The organism is Bradyrhizobium diazoefficiens USDA 110 (assembly GCF_000011365.1).
Lineage (GTDB): Bacteria > Pseudomonadota > Alphaproteobacteria > Rhizobiales > Xanthobacteraceae > Bradyrhizobium > Bradyrhizobium diazoefficiens.
The window spans coordinates 4,218,418-4,234,731 of sequence record NC_004463.1; the positions used below are offsets into that span (position 1 = coordinate 4,218,418).

At 65.2% G+C, this 16,314-nt stretch carries 19 protein-coding genes; 8 read left to right on the forward strand and 11 right to left on the reverse strand.

Annotated elements, in window-relative coordinates; genetic code table 11:
* The first annotated feature begins 7 nt into the window (after positions 1–7).
* Positions 8–1,186, forward strand: a complete 1,179-nt coding sequence (locus BJA_RS18840; RefSeq protein WP_011086586.1) for an aminotransferase — start codon at positions 8–10, stop codon at positions 1,184–1,186.
* Between the two features lie 6 nt (positions 1,187–1,192).
* Complete coding sequence (locus tag BJA_RS18845) at positions 1,193–2,317, forward strand: polyamine ABC transporter substrate-binding protein (RefSeq protein ID WP_011086587.1); 1,125 nt, start codon at positions 1,193–1,195, stop codon at positions 2,315–2,317.
* A 103-nt stretch (positions 2,318–2,420) separates the two neighbouring features.
* On the opposite strand, the gene BJA_RS18850 is transcribed toward BJA_RS18845, so the two are convergent.
* The 6 genes from BJA_RS18850 to BJA_RS18875 form a co-directional block, all read right to left on the reverse strand.
* The gene (locus BJA_RS18850; RefSeq protein ID WP_011086588.1) at positions 2,421–3,353 is read right to left on the reverse strand and encodes a lipid A biosynthesis lauroyl acyltransferase; all 933 of its coding nucleotides are present in this window, start codon (positions 3,351–3,353) and stop codon (positions 2,421–2,423) included.
* Between the two features lie 8 nt (positions 3,354–3,361).
* Positions 3,362–4,639: a beta-ketoacyl-ACP synthase gene (locus BJA_RS18855; protein WP_011086589.1), complete on the reverse strand. Its 1,278-nt coding sequence runs from the start codon at positions 4,637–4,639 to the stop codon at positions 3,362–3,364.
* Between the two features lie 18 nt (positions 4,640–4,657).
* Positions 4,658–5,863: a beta-ketoacyl-ACP synthase gene (locus tag BJA_RS18860; RefSeq protein WP_011086590.1), complete on the reverse strand. Its 1,206-nt coding sequence runs from the start codon at positions 5,861–5,863 to the stop codon at positions 4,658–4,660.
* Entirely contained in the window at positions 5,860–6,330 is a 471-nt protein-coding gene (locus BJA_RS18865) for a 3-hydroxyacyl-ACP dehydratase FabZ family protein (protein ID WP_011086591.1), read from the reverse strand. Before BJA_RS18865 ends, BJA_RS18860 begins: the two co-directional genes overlap by 4 nt.
* 10 nt (positions 6,331–6,340) lie before the next feature.
* Positions 6,341–6,628, reverse strand: coding sequence for an acyl carrier protein (locus BJA_RS18870; protein WP_007592476.1), 288 nt, complete (start codon positions 6,626–6,628; stop codon positions 6,341–6,343).
* 234 nt (positions 6,629–6,862) lie between these two features.
* Positions 6,863–7,204 (reverse strand): hypothetical protein, encoded by a 342-nt coding sequence (locus BJA_RS18875; RefSeq protein WP_028170878.1) that lies wholly within the window; start codon positions 7,202–7,204, stop codon positions 6,863–6,865.
* Positions 7,205–7,525: 321 nt separating this feature from the next.
* On the opposite strand from BJA_RS18875, the gene BJA_RS18880 reads away from it, so the two are divergent.
* The gene (locus BJA_RS18880; protein ID WP_028170879.1) at positions 7,526–8,152 is read left to right on the forward strand and encodes a ParB-like protein; all 627 of its coding nucleotides are present in this window, start codon (positions 7,526–7,528) and stop codon (positions 8,150–8,152) included.
* Positions 8,153–8,167: 15 nt separating this feature from the next.
* Here BJA_RS18880 and BJA_RS42290 read toward each other — a convergent pair whose 3' ends face one another.
* Complete coding sequence (locus tag BJA_RS42290) at positions 8,168–8,323, reverse strand: hypothetical protein (RefSeq protein ID WP_165448149.1); 156 nt, start codon at positions 8,321–8,323, stop codon at positions 8,168–8,170.
* Between the two features lie 275 nt (positions 8,324–8,598).
* Between BJA_RS42290 and BJA_RS42295 the strand changes: the two genes are divergently transcribed.
* Positions 8,599–8,742, forward strand: a complete 144-nt coding sequence (locus tag BJA_RS42295) for a hypothetical protein (RefSeq protein WP_165448150.1) — start codon at positions 8,599–8,601, stop codon at positions 8,740–8,742.
* 19 nt (positions 8,743–8,761) lie between these two features.
* On the opposite strand, the gene BJA_RS18885 is transcribed toward BJA_RS42295, so the two are convergent.
* Complete coding sequence (locus tag BJA_RS18885; protein WP_011086594.1) at positions 8,762–8,965, reverse strand: hypothetical protein; 204 nt, start codon at positions 8,963–8,965, stop codon at positions 8,762–8,764.
* A gap of 146 nt (positions 8,966–9,111) precedes the next feature.
* Here BJA_RS18885 and BJA_RS18890 point away from each other — a divergent pair, with 146 nt between their 5' ends.
* The 3 genes from BJA_RS18890 (at position 9,112) to BJA_RS18895 (ending at position 12,837) form a co-directional block, all read left to right on the forward strand.
* Positions 9,112–9,843, forward strand: a complete 732-nt coding sequence (locus tag BJA_RS18890) for a Crp/Fnr family transcriptional regulator (protein WP_038966262.1) — start codon at positions 9,112–9,114, stop codon at positions 9,841–9,843.
* A 277-nt stretch (positions 9,844–10,120) separates the two neighbouring features.
* Positions 10,121–10,288, forward strand: a complete 168-nt coding sequence (locus BJA_RS42300) for a hypothetical protein (protein ID WP_165405372.1) — start codon at positions 10,121–10,123, stop codon at positions 10,286–10,288.
* Complete coding sequence (locus BJA_RS18895; RefSeq protein ID WP_011086596.1) at positions 10,285–12,837, forward strand: HAD-IC family P-type ATPase; 2,553 nt, start codon at positions 10,285–10,287, stop codon at positions 12,835–12,837. Before BJA_RS42300 ends, BJA_RS18895 begins: the two co-directional genes overlap by 4 nt.
* On the opposite strand, the gene BJA_RS18900 is transcribed toward BJA_RS18895, so the two are convergent.
* The 3 genes from BJA_RS18900 to BJA_RS18910 form a co-directional block, all read right to left on the reverse strand.
* Positions 12,834–13,337 (reverse strand): MgtC/SapB family protein, encoded by a 504-nt coding sequence (locus BJA_RS18900; protein WP_011086597.1) that lies wholly within the window; start codon positions 13,335–13,337, stop codon positions 12,834–12,836. The two genes, BJA_RS18895 and BJA_RS18900, sit on opposite strands and share 4 nt — an antisense overlap.
* 22 nt (positions 13,338–13,359) lie before the next feature.
* A complete protein-coding gene (locus BJA_RS18905; protein ID WP_011086598.1) occupies positions 13,360–13,941 on the reverse strand; it encodes a peroxidase-related enzyme in 582 nt (193 codons plus the stop codon).
* Positions 13,942–14,185: 244 nt separating this feature from the next.
* Positions 14,186–15,778 (reverse strand): ATP-binding protein, encoded by a 1,593-nt coding sequence (locus BJA_RS18910; protein WP_236842234.1) that lies wholly within the window; start codon positions 15,776–15,778, stop codon positions 14,186–14,188.
* Here BJA_RS18910 and BJA_RS43105 point away from each other — a divergent pair.
* Entirely contained in the window at positions 15,771–16,226 is a 456-nt protein-coding gene (locus BJA_RS43105; protein ID WP_236842235.1) for a hypothetical protein, read from the forward strand. The two genes, BJA_RS18910 and BJA_RS43105, sit on opposite strands and share 8 nt — an antisense overlap.
* The last annotated feature ends 88 nt before the right edge of the window (positions 16,227–16,314 follow it).

Below are 16,314 nucleotides of genomic sequence, written 5' to 3' on the forward strand. Positions count from 1 at the left end.
CCGGCCGATGTCCAAGAGCTCGTCCCTGAACAAGGTCTTCGCCGACCTTCCCGTCACTATCTTTGAGGCGATGTCGCAGGCCGCGCGCGACAACGCCGCCATCAATCTCGGCCAAGGCTTTCCTGACGATCCCGGCCCCGAGGACATCCGCCGCGCCGCGGCTGACGCCTCGCTGAACGGCTACAACCAGTACCCGTCGATGATGGGCCTGCCGGAGCTGCGCCAGGCGATCGCAACCCATTACGGCCACTGGCACGGCCTCAAGCTCGATCCGATGAGCGAGGTGATGGTCACCTCCGGCGGCACCGAGGCGCTGACCTCGGCCATCCTCGCGGTGGTGCAGCCCGGCGACGAGGTGGTCTGCTTCCAGCCGGTCTATGATTCCTACCTGCCGATCATCCGCCAGGCCGGCGGTATTCCGCGCCTCGTCCGGCTCGAGCCGCCGCACTGGCGGCTGAATGAGGACATGCTGAAAAGCGTCTTCAATTCAAAGACCAAGGCGGTGCTCTTCAACAATCCCTTAAATCCCTCCGCGGTGGTCTATCCGCGCGAGGACCTCGAGCTCTTGGCGCGCTACTGCCAGGAGTTCGACGTCATCGCGATCTGCGACGAGGTCTGGGAGCACGTCACCTTCGACGAGCACAAGCACATCCCGCTGATCACCATCCCGGGCATGCGCGAGCGCACCATCAAGGTCGGCTCGGCCGGCAAGATATTCTCGCTGACGGGGTGGAAGATCGGCTTCGTCTGCGCCGCGCCGCCGCTCTTGCGCGTCGCCGCCAAGGTGCACCAGTTCCTGACCTTCACCACCGCGCCGAACCTGCAGGCCGCCGTCGCCTATGGCCTCGGCAAGTCCGACGACTACTTCCTGTCGATGCGCAAGGACCTGACCCGGAGCAGGGACCGGCTGACCAAGGGTCTCGAAAGCCTCGGCTTCCCCGTGCTGAAGTCGCAAGGGACCTACTTCCTCACCGTCGACCTGTCGCCGCTCGGGCTCAACGAGAGCGATACCGAGTTCTGCTGGCGGATCGTGAAGGACTACAAGGTCGCGGCGATCCCGGTCTCGGCGTTCTACGAGCAGGACCCCGTGACCTCGGTGGTGCGCTTCTGCTTCGCCAAGAAGGACCAGACGCTTGACACCGCCTTGGAGCGGCTGTCGGACGCCGTGCGTGGACGCAAGAGGTAGACAGAGATGACGAACGTCGGCCGCTCCGGACTTCGCTTTGGCCTTGGCTTTGGCCTCGCGATCGCCGCTGCGCTGACGTTGCTCTCCGCCCCCGCAGGCGCCGAGGAGCGGGTCGTCAACTTCTACAACTGGTCCAACTACATGGCGCCTGATGTCCTTGAGGCCTTCACCAAGGAGACCGGCATCAAGGTGGTCTACGACACGTTCGACGCCAACGAGACGCTGGAGACGCGCCTGATGGCCGGCAAGTCCGGCTACGACGTCGTGGTGCCGACTGCCTATTTCCTCCAGCGCCAGATCAAGGCCAACATCTTCCAGAAGCTCGACAAGTCGAGGCTGCCGAACCTTAGCCATGCCTGGCCTGTCGTGACGCAGCGCCTCGGCATCTACGACCCCGGCAACGTCTACGCCGCCAACTACATGTGGGGCACCACGGGCATCGGCTACAACGTCGCCAAGGTGAAGCAGATCCTCGGACCCGACGCGAAGATCGACAGCTGGGACATCGTCTTCAAGCCGGAGAACCTCGCCAAGTTCAAAGACTGCGGCGTGCACATGCTCGACTCCGCCGACGACATCTTTCCGGCGGCGCTGAGCTATCTCGGGCTCGATCCGAACTCGACCAAGCAGGCGGACCTCGAGAAGGCCGCCGATGCCGTCGCCAAGGTTCGCCCGTCCGTGCGCAAGTTCCACTCGTCCGAATATCTGAGCGCGCTTGCCACCGGCGAGATCTGTTTCGTGGTCGGCTGGTCCGGCGACATCATGCAGGCCCGCGCCCGCGCTGCGGAAGCCAAGAGCGGCGTCGAGATCGGCTACACGATCCCGAAGGAGGGCGCGCAGATGTTCTTCGACAATCTCGCGATCCCCGCGGATGCCAAGAACGTCAGCGAAGCCTATGAGCTGATCAACTATCTCTACCGCCCGGACGTCGCCGCCAAGAACTCGGACTTCCTGTCCTATGCCAACGGCAACCTCGCCAGCCAGAAGCTGGTCGATCCGAAAATCCTGGGCGACAAGAACATCTATCCGGACGAAGCGACGCTCGCAAAACTGTTCGTCATCACGGCGCGTGAGCCGGCGACCCAGCGCATCATCAACCGGCTCTGGACCAAGGTGAAGACGGGGCGCTGACGTGCGGCACCCGTCATTGCGAGCGAAGCGAAGCAATCCAGAATCGATTCGCGGAGACGCTCTGGATTGCTTCGCCGCTTCGCTCCTCGCAATGACGGCGTAGCTAGCGCCACCTGCGGTGCAGCCACAACCACTGTTCGGGATGCTCGCGCACCCAGCCTTCCACCACGTTGGTGATCGCCTGCGTCGTGCCCTGGATGTCGATCTTGCCGTCGGCATCGCGGACCGGCGGGACTTCCTCCGTCAGCTCCGCGGCGAAGCGGCCGCCGGGCTTGCGGATGACGCGGACGCCGTGGATCGGGCATTCGACCTGGCGCAAGAGGCGCGCCAGCATCGGATTGGCGCGGGTCTTGCGCCCGAAGAAGGTGACCTCGACGCCGCCGGTCAGGTACTGGTCGATCAGCATGGCGACGTGCTTGCCGTCCTTCAGCGCCTGAGCGAGGCGGAGCGGCGCATCGCGCCCCGCAGGGATCAACGTGCCCATGTTGACCTGGCGCATCTCCTGGATGATGCGATCGGCGGAGGCGATGTTCGGCCGGCGATAGAGGATCGCGGCATCCAGCCCGTGCGCGACGGCGGCGAGCGCCGGCAATTCCCAGTTCGCGAGGTGAGCGGCGAAGATCAGCGCCGGCTTGCCGTCGTCTCGGATTTGGTCGAACAGCTCGATGCTGCGCTTGGGCAATTCGATCCGGCTCACTTCCGGATGGTCGCGGTCGTAATCCCAGACGTGGTCCATATGGGCGAATTCGGCGCCGACGCGGCCGAGATTGTCCCAGACGCCCATCAGGATCTGTTCGATCTCCTCCGGCGATTTCTCCGGAAACGCAGCGGTGAGATTGGCGCGGCCGATGCGGTGCTCGCGCAGGCGCGGGCCGATCAGCTTCACGACGCGTGAGAAGAAGTCCGAGGTCTTGACCGGATCGAAATAGCGCGTGGTGCGCAGCATGCCGACCGTGGCGGCGCCGATCAGGGTGCCGCCGATCGATTTGGCAGCCTCCCGCGCGCGGGCCTTCGTGCTCGCAGGAAGCAGCGCCATACGTCCGGTCAGGCCGGTTCGCGGGTCAGGATCAGCGAGGCGTTCTGGCCGCCGAAGCCGAACGAGTTCGACATGACCGCGGTCACGCGCGCATCGCGCGCCTTGTTGCCGACGACGTCGAACAGGATCGTGGGATCCGGGGTCTCGTAGTTGATCGTCGGCGGGATGCGCTGGTGCTCGAGGGTCAGCAGCGAGAAGATCGCCTCCACGGCGCCTGCGGCCGAGATGGTGTGGCCGACCATCGACTTGTTGGAGGTGACCGGAATCTTCGAGACGAGATCGCCGAACACGGCCGATGTCGTGTTGTACTCCATCTTGTCGTTTTCGGGTGTCGCGGTGCCGTGCGCGTTGATGTGGTCGATCTGGTCCGGGGTCATGCCGGCATCGGCCAGCGTCTTGTTCATGCAGCCGATGATCGGCTTGCCGTCGGGCGAGGAGCGAGTGCGGTGGAAGGAATCCGTGAGCTCGCCGCAGCCGGCGATCACGCCGAGGATTTTTGCACCGCGCGCAGTCGCCGCTTCATAGCTTTCCAGCACCAGCGCGCCGGCGCCTTCGGCCATGACGAAGCCGTCGCGGTTCTTGGAGAAGGGGCGGGAAGCCGCCTGCGGCGGATCGTTTTGGGTCGATAGTGCCGAAAGCAGCGAGAAGCGCACCAGCGCTTCCGGATTCACCGTGCCGTCGGTCGCGACGCACAGCGCGGCATCGGTCTCGCCGCGGCGGATCGCTTCCACGCCGAGCTGGATCGAGGTCGCGCCCGAGGCGCAGGCCGTGGACAGCGAGATCGGCGAGCCCTTGGTGCCAAAAGTCTCGGCGAGATGGGCTGCGACCGAGCCGAACATGAAGCGGTGATGATAGGCGCTGTACTTGCCGCCGCCGGAGATGCGCAGCAGGTCGTCATAAGTGAAGTCGAGCTTGCCGACGGCGCGGCCGAGCTCGCGGCGCTGCGGCCATTCGACTTCGACGGGCGCGACCGCGAGGAAGAGGGGGCCCGGGAAATCGGCGTTGGCGCCGATGCCGGCCTGCTCGAGCGCTTCCTGCGTGACCATCTCGGCCATCCGCTCGGACAGGCCGGTGGAGGAGAACGGATCGACGCTGACGAAATCGACCGTGCCGGCCATCGTCGTCTTCAGGCCGTCGACCGGAAAGCGCGTGATGGTGCGGATGCCGGATTCGCCGGCGACGAGCTTCGCCCAATTGTCCGCCTTGCCGGCGCCGAGCGAGGTCATGATGCCCATGCCGGTGACGACGACGACGGGACGCCCGAATTTGTCGCGTGGTGCAGTCATGTCGATCCCCCGCTAGAGCTAGCTTACGGCCTCGACCAGCGCCATGCCTTCGCCGCGCCAGTGTCCGGCCCCCACGACCACAATCTGGGTGGGTGCCCCCTGCATTTCAATCTCGGTCCCTGTGGAATCGTTCGGCGGGAACAGTGCGCCGCGCGAGATCGACAGCGCGGCGAGCGCGATTCCGAGCGGGAATTGCGTCTCCATGGTGTGTCCGAACATCGTGCCGGTCGAGCGAACCGGGAAGTCGGCGTGGCCCTTCAGGAAGCCGCGCTCCTCGGATGTCGCGGGCTCTGCGCCGGTCGCGCCAGTGATGATCGCGCCCTTGCCCTCGCGCTTCGGCAGCTTGGCCCAAAGCTTCTCCAGCGTCGCCGCCATGTCGCCGGGCTGCTTGCGCCGGGCCAGATCGGCCACCACGCTCGACAGTTTTGCGAACGGCTTTGCGCCGCGCGCTTCCGCATGCGCCTTCGATTCCAGCACCAGGAACGCGCCGGCCGAGCCGAGCGCGAAGCCGGCGTGGTCCTTGCGCGCCCAGACGGGAGCGAACTTGTCCTTCAGGTTGAAGTCGCCGAATTCGTAGAGGACCATGAGGTCCTTGCGCTCGCCATTGTGCGAGCCGCCGATCAGGGCGATGTCGCTCTCGCCCGAGGCGATGCGCGCGAGCGCGATGCGGGCCGCATCGGCGCCCGCAACCTCTTCGCCCATGAAGGTGCGCGAGGTGCCGCCGAGCCCGTGCACGATGGCGATGTTGCCGGCGAGGAGATTGGAGAGCTGGGCCAGAAACAGCGTCGGCCTGAGATCGCTCATCAGGCGTTCGTTGAGGAAGCCGGGCGCATTCGCCCCCTTGGCCTCGGCCGTGAGCACGCCGGTGTCGACGTTGAGATCACGCTCGCCGCCGCCGGCGGCCACGACCATGTCGATCTTCGACAGGATATCCTTGTTGCCCTTGATCCCCGCAGAGTCGAGCGCGAGGCCCGCGGCATAGGTGCCGATGCGCTGCCAGGCTTCCATCTGGCGCTGGTCGCCCTTCTTCGGGATCTGGCTGTCGAAGGAGACCGGCATCAGCGGATGCACGATGTAGGGCGCAAAGCCCTTCTCGTCGACATTGATGCGCTTCTCCTGGAGCGCGGCCCAGTTGGCGTCCAGGCCCTCGCCGAGCGAGGTGGCAAGGCCAATGCCGGTGATCCAGACTTCCGTCTGGCCGGGCGTCGAAGCGGTGTCAGTCATGGCGATACGGCCTGCTGCGGAAAGCCGACGCGCTCGGCGACTTTCGCCATGTATCCGCGCATGTCCGCGTTGGGGAAGGGAATCAGCGTGAAGGTGAGCGCCGAGTTCGCGCGCAGCTTGCCGCCGACCTTGATCTTGGCTTCGGTCATGGCGTAGCCCGAGCCCTCATAGGAGAGGCTCGCCTCGATGGTCATGAGATCGCCGGGGAACACCGAGCCGCGCACCTTGGCCTCCTTCACGGCGGCCAGGATCGGCATGCGCTCGAACTTGAACACGCCGAGCTGAAGCCAGCCCGAGGCCTGCGCCATCGATTCGATCAGGAGCACGCCGGGCATCAAGGGATAGCCCGGGAAGTGTCCCTCGAAGACGGTGCTTTCCTTCGGGACCTGGGCCTCGACGACGATCGTCTTCTCGTCGACCCTGAGGTCGACGATGCGATCGATCATGTGAAAGTATTCGAGTTGCATGGCCGCCCGATTAGGCGCTCGCGCCCTTGGCTGCAACCAGCTCGTCGATGCGCGCGCACAGGTTCTTCAGCACGAAATATTGTTCGGTGGTCGCTTTCCCGTCGTTGACCTCCTGGGTCCACTTTTCCAGCGGCAGCTTGATGCCGAACTGCTTGTCGATCGCAAACGCGATATCGAGGAAATCGAGGCTGTCGATGCCGAGGTCATCGATGGCGTGGCTATCCGGCGTGATCGTGTCGCGCGGAATGTCGCAGGTTTCAGCGATGATCGTAGCGACCTGATCGAATGTGGAGGACATCACTAAGCCTTTGATATATTGCAGATATTTGTCAGATGTTCCAGAGTGGCATGGCGGGTGGGCATCGCGCCCCTGATGACGCCCTCAACCCCCCTCTGGCCGGGTCGAGAGCCCGTATATCGGAGCGCCGCCCTGAGTTCAATGGAGCCGGGCAGGCCAAGGGGACAGCAAGGGACGGAGCTGGGGATGCCTGCCGGAGCCCCTTTGCGGCGGGGGATCGGCGGCGGGCCGGGCCTAGATGTGCGGCGTCGTGATCTTGGCGCAGTCGCGGCGGCCCATCAGCACGCAATCCTGGGTCCGGCGCAGGTCGGCGATGCTCACGGCGAGCCAGATCCCGATCGCGGTCAGCGCGATGGTGAAGGCGAGCGCGGCGATGTTGGCGAGCATGCGGTGGCGGAAATCGTCCGGCTCGGTGCGAGGCTGCTCGTAGCGCGACAGGTCGAGCGGCTTGGGCGCGCCGCGCATCGGCTGCACGGTGCCGTTGCCCCGGTGGACCGTCGGGGAGGGGGAGGTGCGCGGCCTGAACTGGAGCACCCGGTGCTCCTCATCAGAGCTTATGGGCCGCTGGGATTTCATGGTGCGAGGATCACTCCGAAGCAGCGGTTTTTGATAGCATACGTGGTGAACGCGTTGCAGAAAATCTTCTCAACGCGTACGTGCATTGCGCTTTTGCACGACCTCTTCGCGAAGGCCCGCGACAGCGGTCGTCATGCCGGTGTCAGGATGCGCGGGGTTGCGCTGCAAAACAGCCATGGCACCTGCCGTGCCCGGTCCCGCGAACATCGGCTTGTGATCTCCCTTTGCGCGCCGAACGCATTTTGTCGCCGCAAGGCCCATGGCATAATCATGGAACCTGGACCACCGGTTGCAACCAACAATGTGAGGGGCTCTTCGACCATGACCACGAACGCGCGCGAGCCGAGGGTGCATCCGGTGCCGATCCTGTCGCTTCGGCCGACGCAGATGACGGTCGGCATGCGCGAGGTCAAGGAGAAGCGCAAACGCTGGCGCGAGCACGACAGCAAGAAGCAGGCCGATCTGCTCGGCAAGCACATGATCCCCGTCGTGTACGGGCCGGACAAGCGTTACTACGTGATCGACCATCATCATCTCGGCCGCGCATTGCACGACGAGGGCGTCAAGGAAGTGCTGGTGACTGTCGTCGGCGACCTCAGGATGGTCGAGCGCGAGGCCTTCTGGGGCGTGATGGACAACAAGCGCTGGGTCTATCCCTACGATTCCAAGGGCGAAAGGCGGCCGTTCCGCGACCTGCCGAAATCAGTCGCCGATCTCAGGGACGATCCCTTCCGCAGCCTCGCCGGCGAGCTCCGCCGCCTGGGGGGATTTGCCAAGGACACCACGCCGTTCTCCGAATTCCTGTGGGCCGACTATCTGCGCCGGAAATTGTCGCGCAAGGCGGTGGATGCCAATTTCGACAAGGCGCTGGAAAAGGCGCTGTCCGCGGCCAAGAGCAAGGATGCGATCTATCTGCCGGGCTGGTGCGGGCCGGCGGACGACGATTAGGCGCGGCGGCTCAGATCAATCGCGCTGGAAGATCTTGGCGCCGGGGTAGATGCGCCGGGCGTAAGTCACGACCAGCGCGCGCTCCTGGGTTTCCAGGAAGGGCGTTCGGATCCGGCTCGATCCGATGATGAGGTGCCATAGGCCATTGAGCTTCTGAATGACGACGTTCATGTGAGTGATCCTCGAAGACTTTGCACTCCTGCAAATGTTGCCTGTTGCGGCAGTCTTGCGATTTCAGGATCGTGAGCGCGTGCGTAAAATTCCTGACACGGCTCGCACCCGCTGCAAGACAGCAGCAACTACCTATTAGTGTATGGCGGCTGCGGCCCCGCGACAGGACCTCATCACAGCCTCTTGAGCGAAGCCATTTTCTGTTCGCACGAAACCGTCCTGAAACAGAGCCGTCCCATCTGTGTGGGGTAGTCGAGCTCACACAGGAGGCCAAAATGCGCCGTCTGGTTTTCGCAATTGCCTTGCTCGCGGTCGCCTCAGCGGGAATCTCGGCATCGTTTGCCGCAGTTCACCACGCCAAGACGTTGACGTTTTCCGAGCGCTTTGCCCCGGCGCTCGAGTTGATGGCGAAGCGCTAGCGGCGTAGCGCGTCGCAGATCACTTCGGGGCTTGCGGACCGGGCGGGGACAGCAGGCGCTCCATCTCCGCGGCCGCCTCGCCGTCGCGCGCCTTCTGCAACAGCGTGTGGCGCTCGGCGCCGGCCGGCAGCTTCCTGGCGGCGGCGCGGGCCTCTTGCGTGAACTTGTCCAAGCGCTCCTGGAGAGACAGGGCCGGTTTTGTACGGTTGCGTTTCTTGGTCATGGTCTGGCCTTTCCGGCGCGGAGCCAACCATGCGGACGCGAGCGGCGTCCTTAACTTTTGTTGGAACGGGGGCGCGGATCGCGGGTTTCATGACGGCGGCGCCCGGCGCGCCATGGGTCCAATTCATGCAAACGGAGCGACTTCGCGTGCCCAGCGACACGATTCGTGCTGCGCTTGTCAGGCGTTTGCGCGTCTCTTCCGGCATTTCGGAGGAGGATGTCAGAGAAATCGAAGCGCTTCCGATCGCGGTGAGACAGTATCCGGCGGAGACGCCCGTGGTGAGGGACGGCGAGCGGGCCACCGAATGCTGCCTGATCGTCGAGGGATTTTGCGCGCGCTCCAAGACGATCGCGAGCGGCAAGCGACAGATTCTCTCCCTGCACATTCCGGGCGAGATCCCGGACCTGATGAGCCTGTTCCTGCACGTGATGGACCATGAGCTCTCGACGTTGACGCCGTGCACGCTGGGCTTCATCAGCCATGATACGCTGCGAAGATTGCACCAACGCAGACCGGTCGTCGCCGAGATGTTTTGGCGGGACACGCTGATCGACGCCGCGATGTTTCGCGAATGGATCGTCAATGTCGGCCAGCGTCCGGCGCCTGCACGCCTCGCCCATGTCATGATCGAGCTGCGCGAGCGCCTCAGGGTGATCGGTCGCGTGGACGGCAACACTTTCGAGATGCCGCTGACCCAGGAGCAGATCGGCGAGGCCCTGGGGATCACGGCGGTCCACGCCAACCGGGTGATCAAGCAGTTGCGCCAGGAGGGGATCGTGGAATTTCAGCGCGGCCGCGTCACCGTACTCGACGAGCAGAAGTTCTTCGAACTCGCGGATTTCGACGGCCGTTATCTCCACCAGTCGCCGACGCTTTGAGCCGCCCGATGCCGCGGCCGGGCCGTGCGCGGCCCGTCGTCGTGGACGTCCGCTGGCAGGGCGCGCCGTTCCTGAAAGTGTCGATTACGCTGGATGTCGAGGAGGCGCAGGCGGCGGACCGGGCCGAACGTGCGGCCCAACGGCGCAGGTAAAATTGACGTATCGCAAATCGGCGTCGGCGGCGGCCGCTAAGGTCCGCCGGCATGACAGCCGAACCAGCATTGCGCTCCCGCGTCGCCAGGTGGGCTCCGGATCATGCCGACCTGGAGACGCGACGATGAGCCTGATCCTTCGCATTCTGTTTGTCCTGGCCGGAGCCATCACCGCGCTGTTCGTCGCGCGTGATGCGCTGAACTTCACAATCATCCAGACCTTCGTCGCCATACTGCTCGTGACGGCCGTCCTGCTCGCCGGAAGTCTCTGGAGCCTGCGGCGGAAGACGTGAGCGCCACGGAAGCCAAAAGACCGGCCGGGCTGAGCGAGGTCGAGGCTCGGGCGCGGTTGGAAGAGGACGGCGCCAACGAATTGCCTCGGCCCGAACGACGCAGTCCGCTCCGCATCGTCATGGAAGTGCTGCGCGAGCCGATGCTCGTGCTGCTGCTTTGCGGTGGGCTGGTCTACCTCGTGCTCGGCGATCTCAGGGAAGCGCTGATCCTCTTGGTCTTCGGTGCGATGTCGATCGTGATCACGGTGGTGCAGGAGACCCGGACCGAGCGCGTTCTGGAAGCCTTGCGCGACCTGAGCAGCCCGCGCGCGCTCGTGGTGCGGGACGGTGCGCGTCGGCGCATCCCGGGCCGCGAGGTCGTGCGCGGCGACCTGCTCGTCCTCGGCGAAGGCGACCGGATTCCGGCCGACGCCGCGTTGGTGGACGCGCGCGATCTGCAGATCGACGAGTCGCTGCTGACCGGCGAGTCGGTGCCCGTCCGCAAGCGGGCTGCCGGCAAGGCCATGTCAGCCGATCAGCGGCCGGGCGGCGAGGATCAGCCCTTCGTGTATTCAGGTTCGCTCGTCGTGCGCGGCGAGGGGCTGGCGCTGGTCGAGGCCACCGGCCCGCGCAGCGAGATCGGGAAGATCGGGCTGTCGCTGCGCGGCTTGCAAACCGAGCCGCCCCGGCTTCGGCAACAGACCGCAAGACTGGTGCGGCTCTGCTTCCTCGGCGGCGCGGTCGTCAGCGTGGCCGCCGTCGCGCTCTACGGAGTCTTGCGTGGGGACTGGCTGCAAGCGCTGCTTGCGGGCATCGCCATCGGCATGGCGATGTTGCCGGAAGAATTTGGCGTCGTGCTCACGGTCTTCATGGCGATGGGAGCCTGGCGGATTTCGCAGGCGCGCGTCCTGACGCGGCGAGCCGCAGCCATCGAGGTCCTCGGCTCTGCGACCGTGCTGTGCACCGACAAGACCGGGACACTGACGCAGAACCAGATGTCCGTCGCGGAGTTGCGGCTGCTCGACGGGGCACGCATGCGTCCGGAGAGCGCCGGGCGGGATGACGCCAGGCCTGAATTCATCGAGCTGGCGCGTTGCGGTGCCCTGGCGAGCTCTCCGGAACCGTTCGACCCGATGGAGAAGGCTCTGCATCTGTTCGCGCAGGACGCCTTGCGGGGAGGCGATGCGCCGGACGGCGACCGGACGCTGGTGCGTACCTACGGTCTGCGCCCCGAGCTGCTGGCCATGACGCAGGTCTGGCGCACGGCCGGCCGGGCGGACCTCGTCGCATGCGCCAAGGGCGCACCCGAGGCGATCGCGCGCCTGTGCAGGATGAACGCTGCTGATCAGGATTCGGTGCGAGATGCCGCCAGCGCGATGGCGAGGGACGGGCTTCGCGTGCTGGGGATGGCCGTTGCCGCCTGCGATGACGCTTCACTCCCGCCGACCCAGGAGGATTTCGCGTTTCGATTTGTCGGCTTGGTCGGGCTTGCCGATCCGCTGCGGCCCCATGTCCCGGAGGCGGTTCGCGAATGCCGCGCGGCGGGGATCCGCGTCGTCATGATCACGGGCGATTATCCGGCAACCGCCGTTGCCATCGCGAACCAGGCCGGACTCGATGTCCGTGACGTCATGACCGGCGATCAGGTCAGGCTGGCGGATGATCCGGAGCTCGCGAAACGCGTCGGGCATGTCAACGTGTTCGCCCGGGTTTTGCCGGAGCAGAAGCTGCGCATCGTCCAGGCGATGAAGCTCAACGGCGAGATCGTGGCGATGACCGGCGACGGCGTCAACGACGCGCCTTCGCTCAAGGCCGCCCACATCGGCATCGCGATGGGAGGGCGCGGGACCGACGTCGCGCGAGAGGCGTCGGCGATCGTGCTGCTCGACGACGATTTCGGTTCGATCGTGTCGGCTATTCGTCTGGGCCGCCGCATCTACGACAATCTGCGGAAGGCGATGGCCTTCATCTTCGCCGTTCATGTCCCGATCGCGGGACTTGCGCTGCTGCCCCTGGTCTTCGGGCTGCCGCTGATCTTCAGTCCGGTGCACATCGCATTTCTGGAGCTGATCATCGACCCCGTATGCTCGCTGGTGTTCGAGGCGGAGCGGGACGAGCGCGATGCGATGACGCGTCCGCCGAGGCGGCCTGATGCCGCGCTGTTCTCGTGGGCACTGGTTGGCTGGAGCGTGCTTCAGGGGGCCCTCGCATTTGCCCTGACCGCCATCATATTCGTCGGCGCGCTTCGCTCCGGCCTCGTCGCCGACGAGGCGAGGACGCTCGCTTTCGTGACGCTCGTCGTCTGCATTGTCGCTCTGGTCCTGGTCAATCGGTCCTTCAGCGCATCGTTCGCGTCCGCGTTCTTCCGTCCAAATCCCGCATTGACCTGGATCTTCGCGGGGGTGGCTCTCGTTCTCGCCACCGCGCTGCTCTGGCCGCCGGCCTCCAGCCTGTTCCGCTTTGGTCCGCTGCATGCGGACGATCTGATGATCGCGCTCGGCGCGGGGCTGCTGGTGCTGACGGTGCTCGAATTGCTGAAACCGCTGTGGGCGCGGCGGCTTCGGTTCTAGCTCTCATCCGGGGAGCGCGTCTTCGGCGACGCATCGGTTTCGTGCGTCTCGTCCCTGGCGCCGAGCATCCGGTGCAGCCAGTGCTCGGCGCGATTGCCGACGGTGAGGATCAGGAAGGCCAGTGTCAGCGCCGTTCCGACGATCGGCCACTGGCCGACGCCGCAGGCGATGCCGAGGCAGGCGGCGAGGAAGGTGCAGGCGGCACTGGTCAGGCCGCGGACGCGAAACCTGTCGCTTTCGTGGACGATGACGCCGGCACCGAGGAAGCCGATGCCGGTGAGGATGCCCTGGATGACGCGGCTTGCCGCATCGGTGATCTTGCCCGCCTCGGCGAACTGCACGGCCAGCAATACGACGGTTGCGGTCGAGAGCCCGACGATGCCGAGCGTCTTCAGCCCGATCGGCTTGCCGTGCAGGTCACGATTGAGGCCGATGGCGCAGCCTGCGAGCGTGGCGACGCCGAGGCGCAGAAGGATCTCGGGCCAGTTCAGCACGGTCATTGCTCGTCAGCCACCGCGTCATTCATTTCTTCGGCAGCCGGCCCATCAAGTAGAACTCGTCGTTCGGCCGCATGCCGGTGAAGTTCGCCAGCCGGTTCGACAGCGCGAAGAAGGCCGAGATCGCGGCGATGTCCCAGATGTCGTCGTCGCTGAAGCCGTGCGGCGCAAGCGCGGCGAAATCCTCCTCCGAGATCCGCTGCGCGTCGGCCGAGACCTTCATCGCGAAGTCGAGCATCGCCTTCTGCCGCGGCGTGATGTCGGCCTTGCGATAGTTCACCGCGACCTGGTCGGCGATCAGCGGGTTCTTGGCGCGGATGCGCAGGATAGCGCCATGGGCGATCACGCAATACTGGCACTGGTTGGCCGCCGAGGTCGCCACCACGATCATCTCCCGTTCGGCCTTGGTGAGGCCGCCGTCCTTCTCCATCAGCGCGTCGTGATAGGCGAAGAACGCGCGGAACTCGTCCGGACGATAGGCCAGCGTGAGGAAGACGTTCGGCACGAAGCCGCTCTTCTCCTGCACGGCGAGGAGGCGCGTGCGGATGTCGTCAGGCAGCGTGTCGAGGGCGGGAGCTGGGAAGCGTTGTGCGGCTGTTTTTGTCATTGGTTGTTTTTTCCGGATGGGGGCCGGCAACCATAGTCGATGCGGGCGCGGGGCTCAACGTGCCACGGGGCACCGGTTGGCGCGGCGCGACGGCGCATCTGCGGTTTGGATGCGCATTGGGGAATGGCGCTCGTTCACCTTGAACCGTCATTGCGAGCGCAGCGAAGCCATCCAGAGTGTTTCCGCGGAGGGATTCTGGATTGCTTCGCTGCGCTCGCAATGACGAAGTGGGTGGCGCGTGGCCTTACCGCAGCGGCTTCTTCAACAGCGAGAAGCGGTCGGGATCGAGGCCCATCGAGGGCTGCAGCATCGGGGCTTCGGCGGTGCCGAGCGTCTTCGCGGGTGGCGCCTGGAACACCGGGTCGTTCGGCACGTCGCGCTGCGAGGTGGCGCCGCGCCAGCGCTCGAGCACGGCGCTGACGAAATGCATGTCGTGACCGGAGGTCACCGAGGGCACGCTGCTGATGGTGGCTTCGCCGCGCGGCAATTGGTGCGGCGGCACCTCCTTGAAGCGCAAGCGCGTCGGCAGTGCGACGCCTTCGCCGAACGCCAGCACCTCGCGGGTGCCGAGCGAGGGTACGAAGGAGAGTAGGTTCGCGGCCGCATCCGACACCGCGGCGCGCAGCAGCGCCTGGTCGCGCTCGTTGGCTAGACGCATCGTGAACAGCGTGTTGCACTGGGAGATGATGGTGGCGTCGAGCTCGGCCGGACGCTGGGTGATCAGCCCGAGATAGACGCCGTATTTGCGGCCTTCCTTGGCGATGCGCGACACCGCCTTGCGGGTCGGCCCGAAGCCCACGTTGCGGTCGGCGGAGGCGTAGCGATGCGCTTCCTCGCAGACGAACAAGAGCGGCGAGACGCCGTCGCTCCACAGGCCGAAGTCGAAGGCCATGCGGCAGAGCACCGAGACGACGGAATCGATCACTTCGGCCGGGAAGCCGGCGAGTTGCATCACCGTCATCGGCTTGCCGTTGGCGGGCAGGCGGAACAGGTGGCTGATCACCTCGGCCATGGTGTCGCCGCCGACATTGGCGTTGTCGAACATGAAGGCGTAGCGCGGATCGTTGCGCACCGCCTCGATACGCGAGATCAGCTTGTGATAGATGATGCGCGAGGAGCGGTTTTCGAGCTTGCCCATGCGCTCGTCGATCAGCGACATCAGATCGACGAGACGATAAGGCACCGGTGTGTCGACCGTGTAGCCGATCTGCTTGGGGTCGATGCGCTTGAGGCCGATGCGGTCGGCGTTCTGGTATTGGGTGTAGACGCCCTTGGCGAGCGGGATCACCTCGGCGAGGATGTCGAGCTCCTCCGGAACGCCCGCGCGGCCGCCGAACAGCACGTCGACGATTTCCTCGAAGTTGAACAGCCAGAACGGCAGCTTCAGGTTCCGCGGGTTCAGCACCAGCGCGCGGTCGCCGAAGCAGCGGCCATATTCGTTGTGCACGTCGAGCAGGAAGATGCGCAGGTTCGGGCGCGCCTTCAGGATCTCGTTGAGCAGCAGCGAGACGCCGGTCGATTTGCCGACGCCGGTCGATCCCAGCACGGCAAAATGCTTGGACAGCATTTCCTCGACGTCGACATAGGCGATCACCGAGCGGTCCTGCTGGAGGAAGCCGACGTTGATCTGGTCCGATCCGGTCGGCGCGTAGATCGTGCGCAGCTCCTGGCTCGTGATCAGGTCGACCGCGTCGCCGATGGTCGGATAATTGGTGACGCCGCGCTGGAATTTGGCCTTGTCGGCGGCGTTGAGGATCTCGCCGAGCAGGTCGACCGAGGCGATGGCGATGTAATTGTCGGCGCTCGACAGATTCTCGCAGGAGACCTCGGTGATCATCGCGACGATGACCGAGCTGGCGCAGCGAATGCTGACGAAACGGCCGACGGTCGCCCGAACCTCCGAGATCGGCATCTGGTTTGCTGCCAGAAGCCCGACCCGGGCGAGCGATCCACGTACCGAAATCACGCGTCCAAAGGATGTCACGATGAATGAACCTGGCAAGAGCACGGGGGTTGCACCGGACTATGCGCGGCCGCGGCTGCACAAACGGTTAAACGGCAGCCGCGGCCGCTTCGTTAAATCCGCGACAATTCGGCCGATAGATTCGTTCCTGATGCATATCTGTGGGCGGAAACGGCCGGAAAGTGCTGCTTTTTGGGGCGAGCAGGCTTTCGATCGAATTAGGGAAGATTTTACCATTCGGGCAGTCCGTCCGCCGTTCGGGGATGGTTCTGCTCAAGCGCGGGGCGCCATTCGGTCCGAGATGCAAGGGTTGGTTTGTTGACGGGACCTAATCATTTGTACATTAGTACAAATGAACCCGCGGCCTCGGTGCCGCCCCCCGGGCGCGTGAGCCAATTGCGGCGCTGTGC

What these genes read in the sequence shown, in the direction of transcription:
- BJA_RS18905 (WP_011086598.1), bottom strand. Translation starts at nt 13,941, where the DNA reads ATGACAAAAACAGCCGCACAACGCTTCCCAGCTCCCGCCCTCGACACG.
- BJA_RS18850 (WP_011086588.1), bottom strand. Translation starts at nt 3,353, where the DNA reads ATGGCGCTGCTTCCTGCGAGCACGAAGGCCCGCGCGCGGGAGGCTGCC.
- BJA_RS18910 (WP_236842234.1), bottom strand. Translation starts at nt 15,778, where the DNA reads ATGATCACCGAGGTCTCCTGCGAGAATCTGTCGAGCGCCGACAATTAC.
- BJA_RS18860 (WP_011086590.1), bottom strand. Translation starts at nt 5,863, where the DNA reads ATGACTGACACCGCTTCGACGCCCGGCCAGACGGAAGTCTGGATCACC.
- BJA_RS18880 (WP_028170879.1), top strand. Translation starts at nt 7,526, where the DNA reads ATGACCACGAACGCGCGCGAGCCGAGGGTGCATCCGGTGCCGATCCTG.
- BJA_RS42290 (WP_165448149.1), bottom strand. Translation starts at nt 8,323, where the DNA reads ATGAACGTCGTCATTCAGAAGCTCAATGGCCTATGGCACCTCATCATC.
- BJA_RS42300 (WP_165405372.1), top strand. Translation starts at nt 10,121, where the DNA reads ATGAGCCTGATCCTTCGCATTCTGTTTGTCCTGGCCGGAGCCATCACC.
- BJA_RS18885 (WP_011086594.1), bottom strand. Translation starts at nt 8,965, where the DNA reads ATGACCAAGAAACGCAACCGTACAAAACCGGCCCTGTCTCTCCAGGAG.
- BJA_RS18855 (WP_011086589.1), bottom strand. Translation starts at nt 4,639, where the DNA reads ATGACTGCACCACGCGACAAATTCGGGCGTCCCGTCGTCGTCGTCACC.
- BJA_RS18870 (WP_007592476.1), bottom strand. Translation starts at nt 6,628, where the DNA reads ATGTCCTCCACATTCGATCAGGTCGCTACGATCATCGCTGAAACCTGC.
- BJA_RS18900 (WP_011086597.1), bottom strand. Translation starts at nt 13,337, where the DNA reads ATGACCGTGCTGAACTGGCCCGAGATCCTTCTGCGCCTCGGCGTCGCC.
- BJA_RS18845 (WP_011086587.1), top strand. Translation starts at nt 1,193, where the DNA reads ATGACGAACGTCGGCCGCTCCGGACTTCGCTTTGGCCTTGGCTTTGGC.
- BJA_RS18840 (WP_011086586.1), top strand. Translation starts at nt 8, where the DNA reads ATGTCCAAGAGCTCGTCCCTGAACAAGGTCTTCGCCGACCTTCCCGTC.
- BJA_RS18875 (WP_028170878.1), bottom strand. Translation starts at nt 7,204, where the DNA reads ATGAAATCCCAGCGGCCCATAAGCTCTGATGAGGAGCACCGGGTGCTC.
- BJA_RS42295 (WP_165448150.1), top strand. Translation starts at nt 8,599, where the DNA reads ATGCGCCGTCTGGTTTTCGCAATTGCCTTGCTCGCGGTCGCCTCAGCG.
- BJA_RS18865 (WP_011086591.1), bottom strand. Translation starts at nt 6,330, where the DNA reads ATGCAACTCGAATACTTTCACATGATCGATCGCATCGTCGACCTCAGG.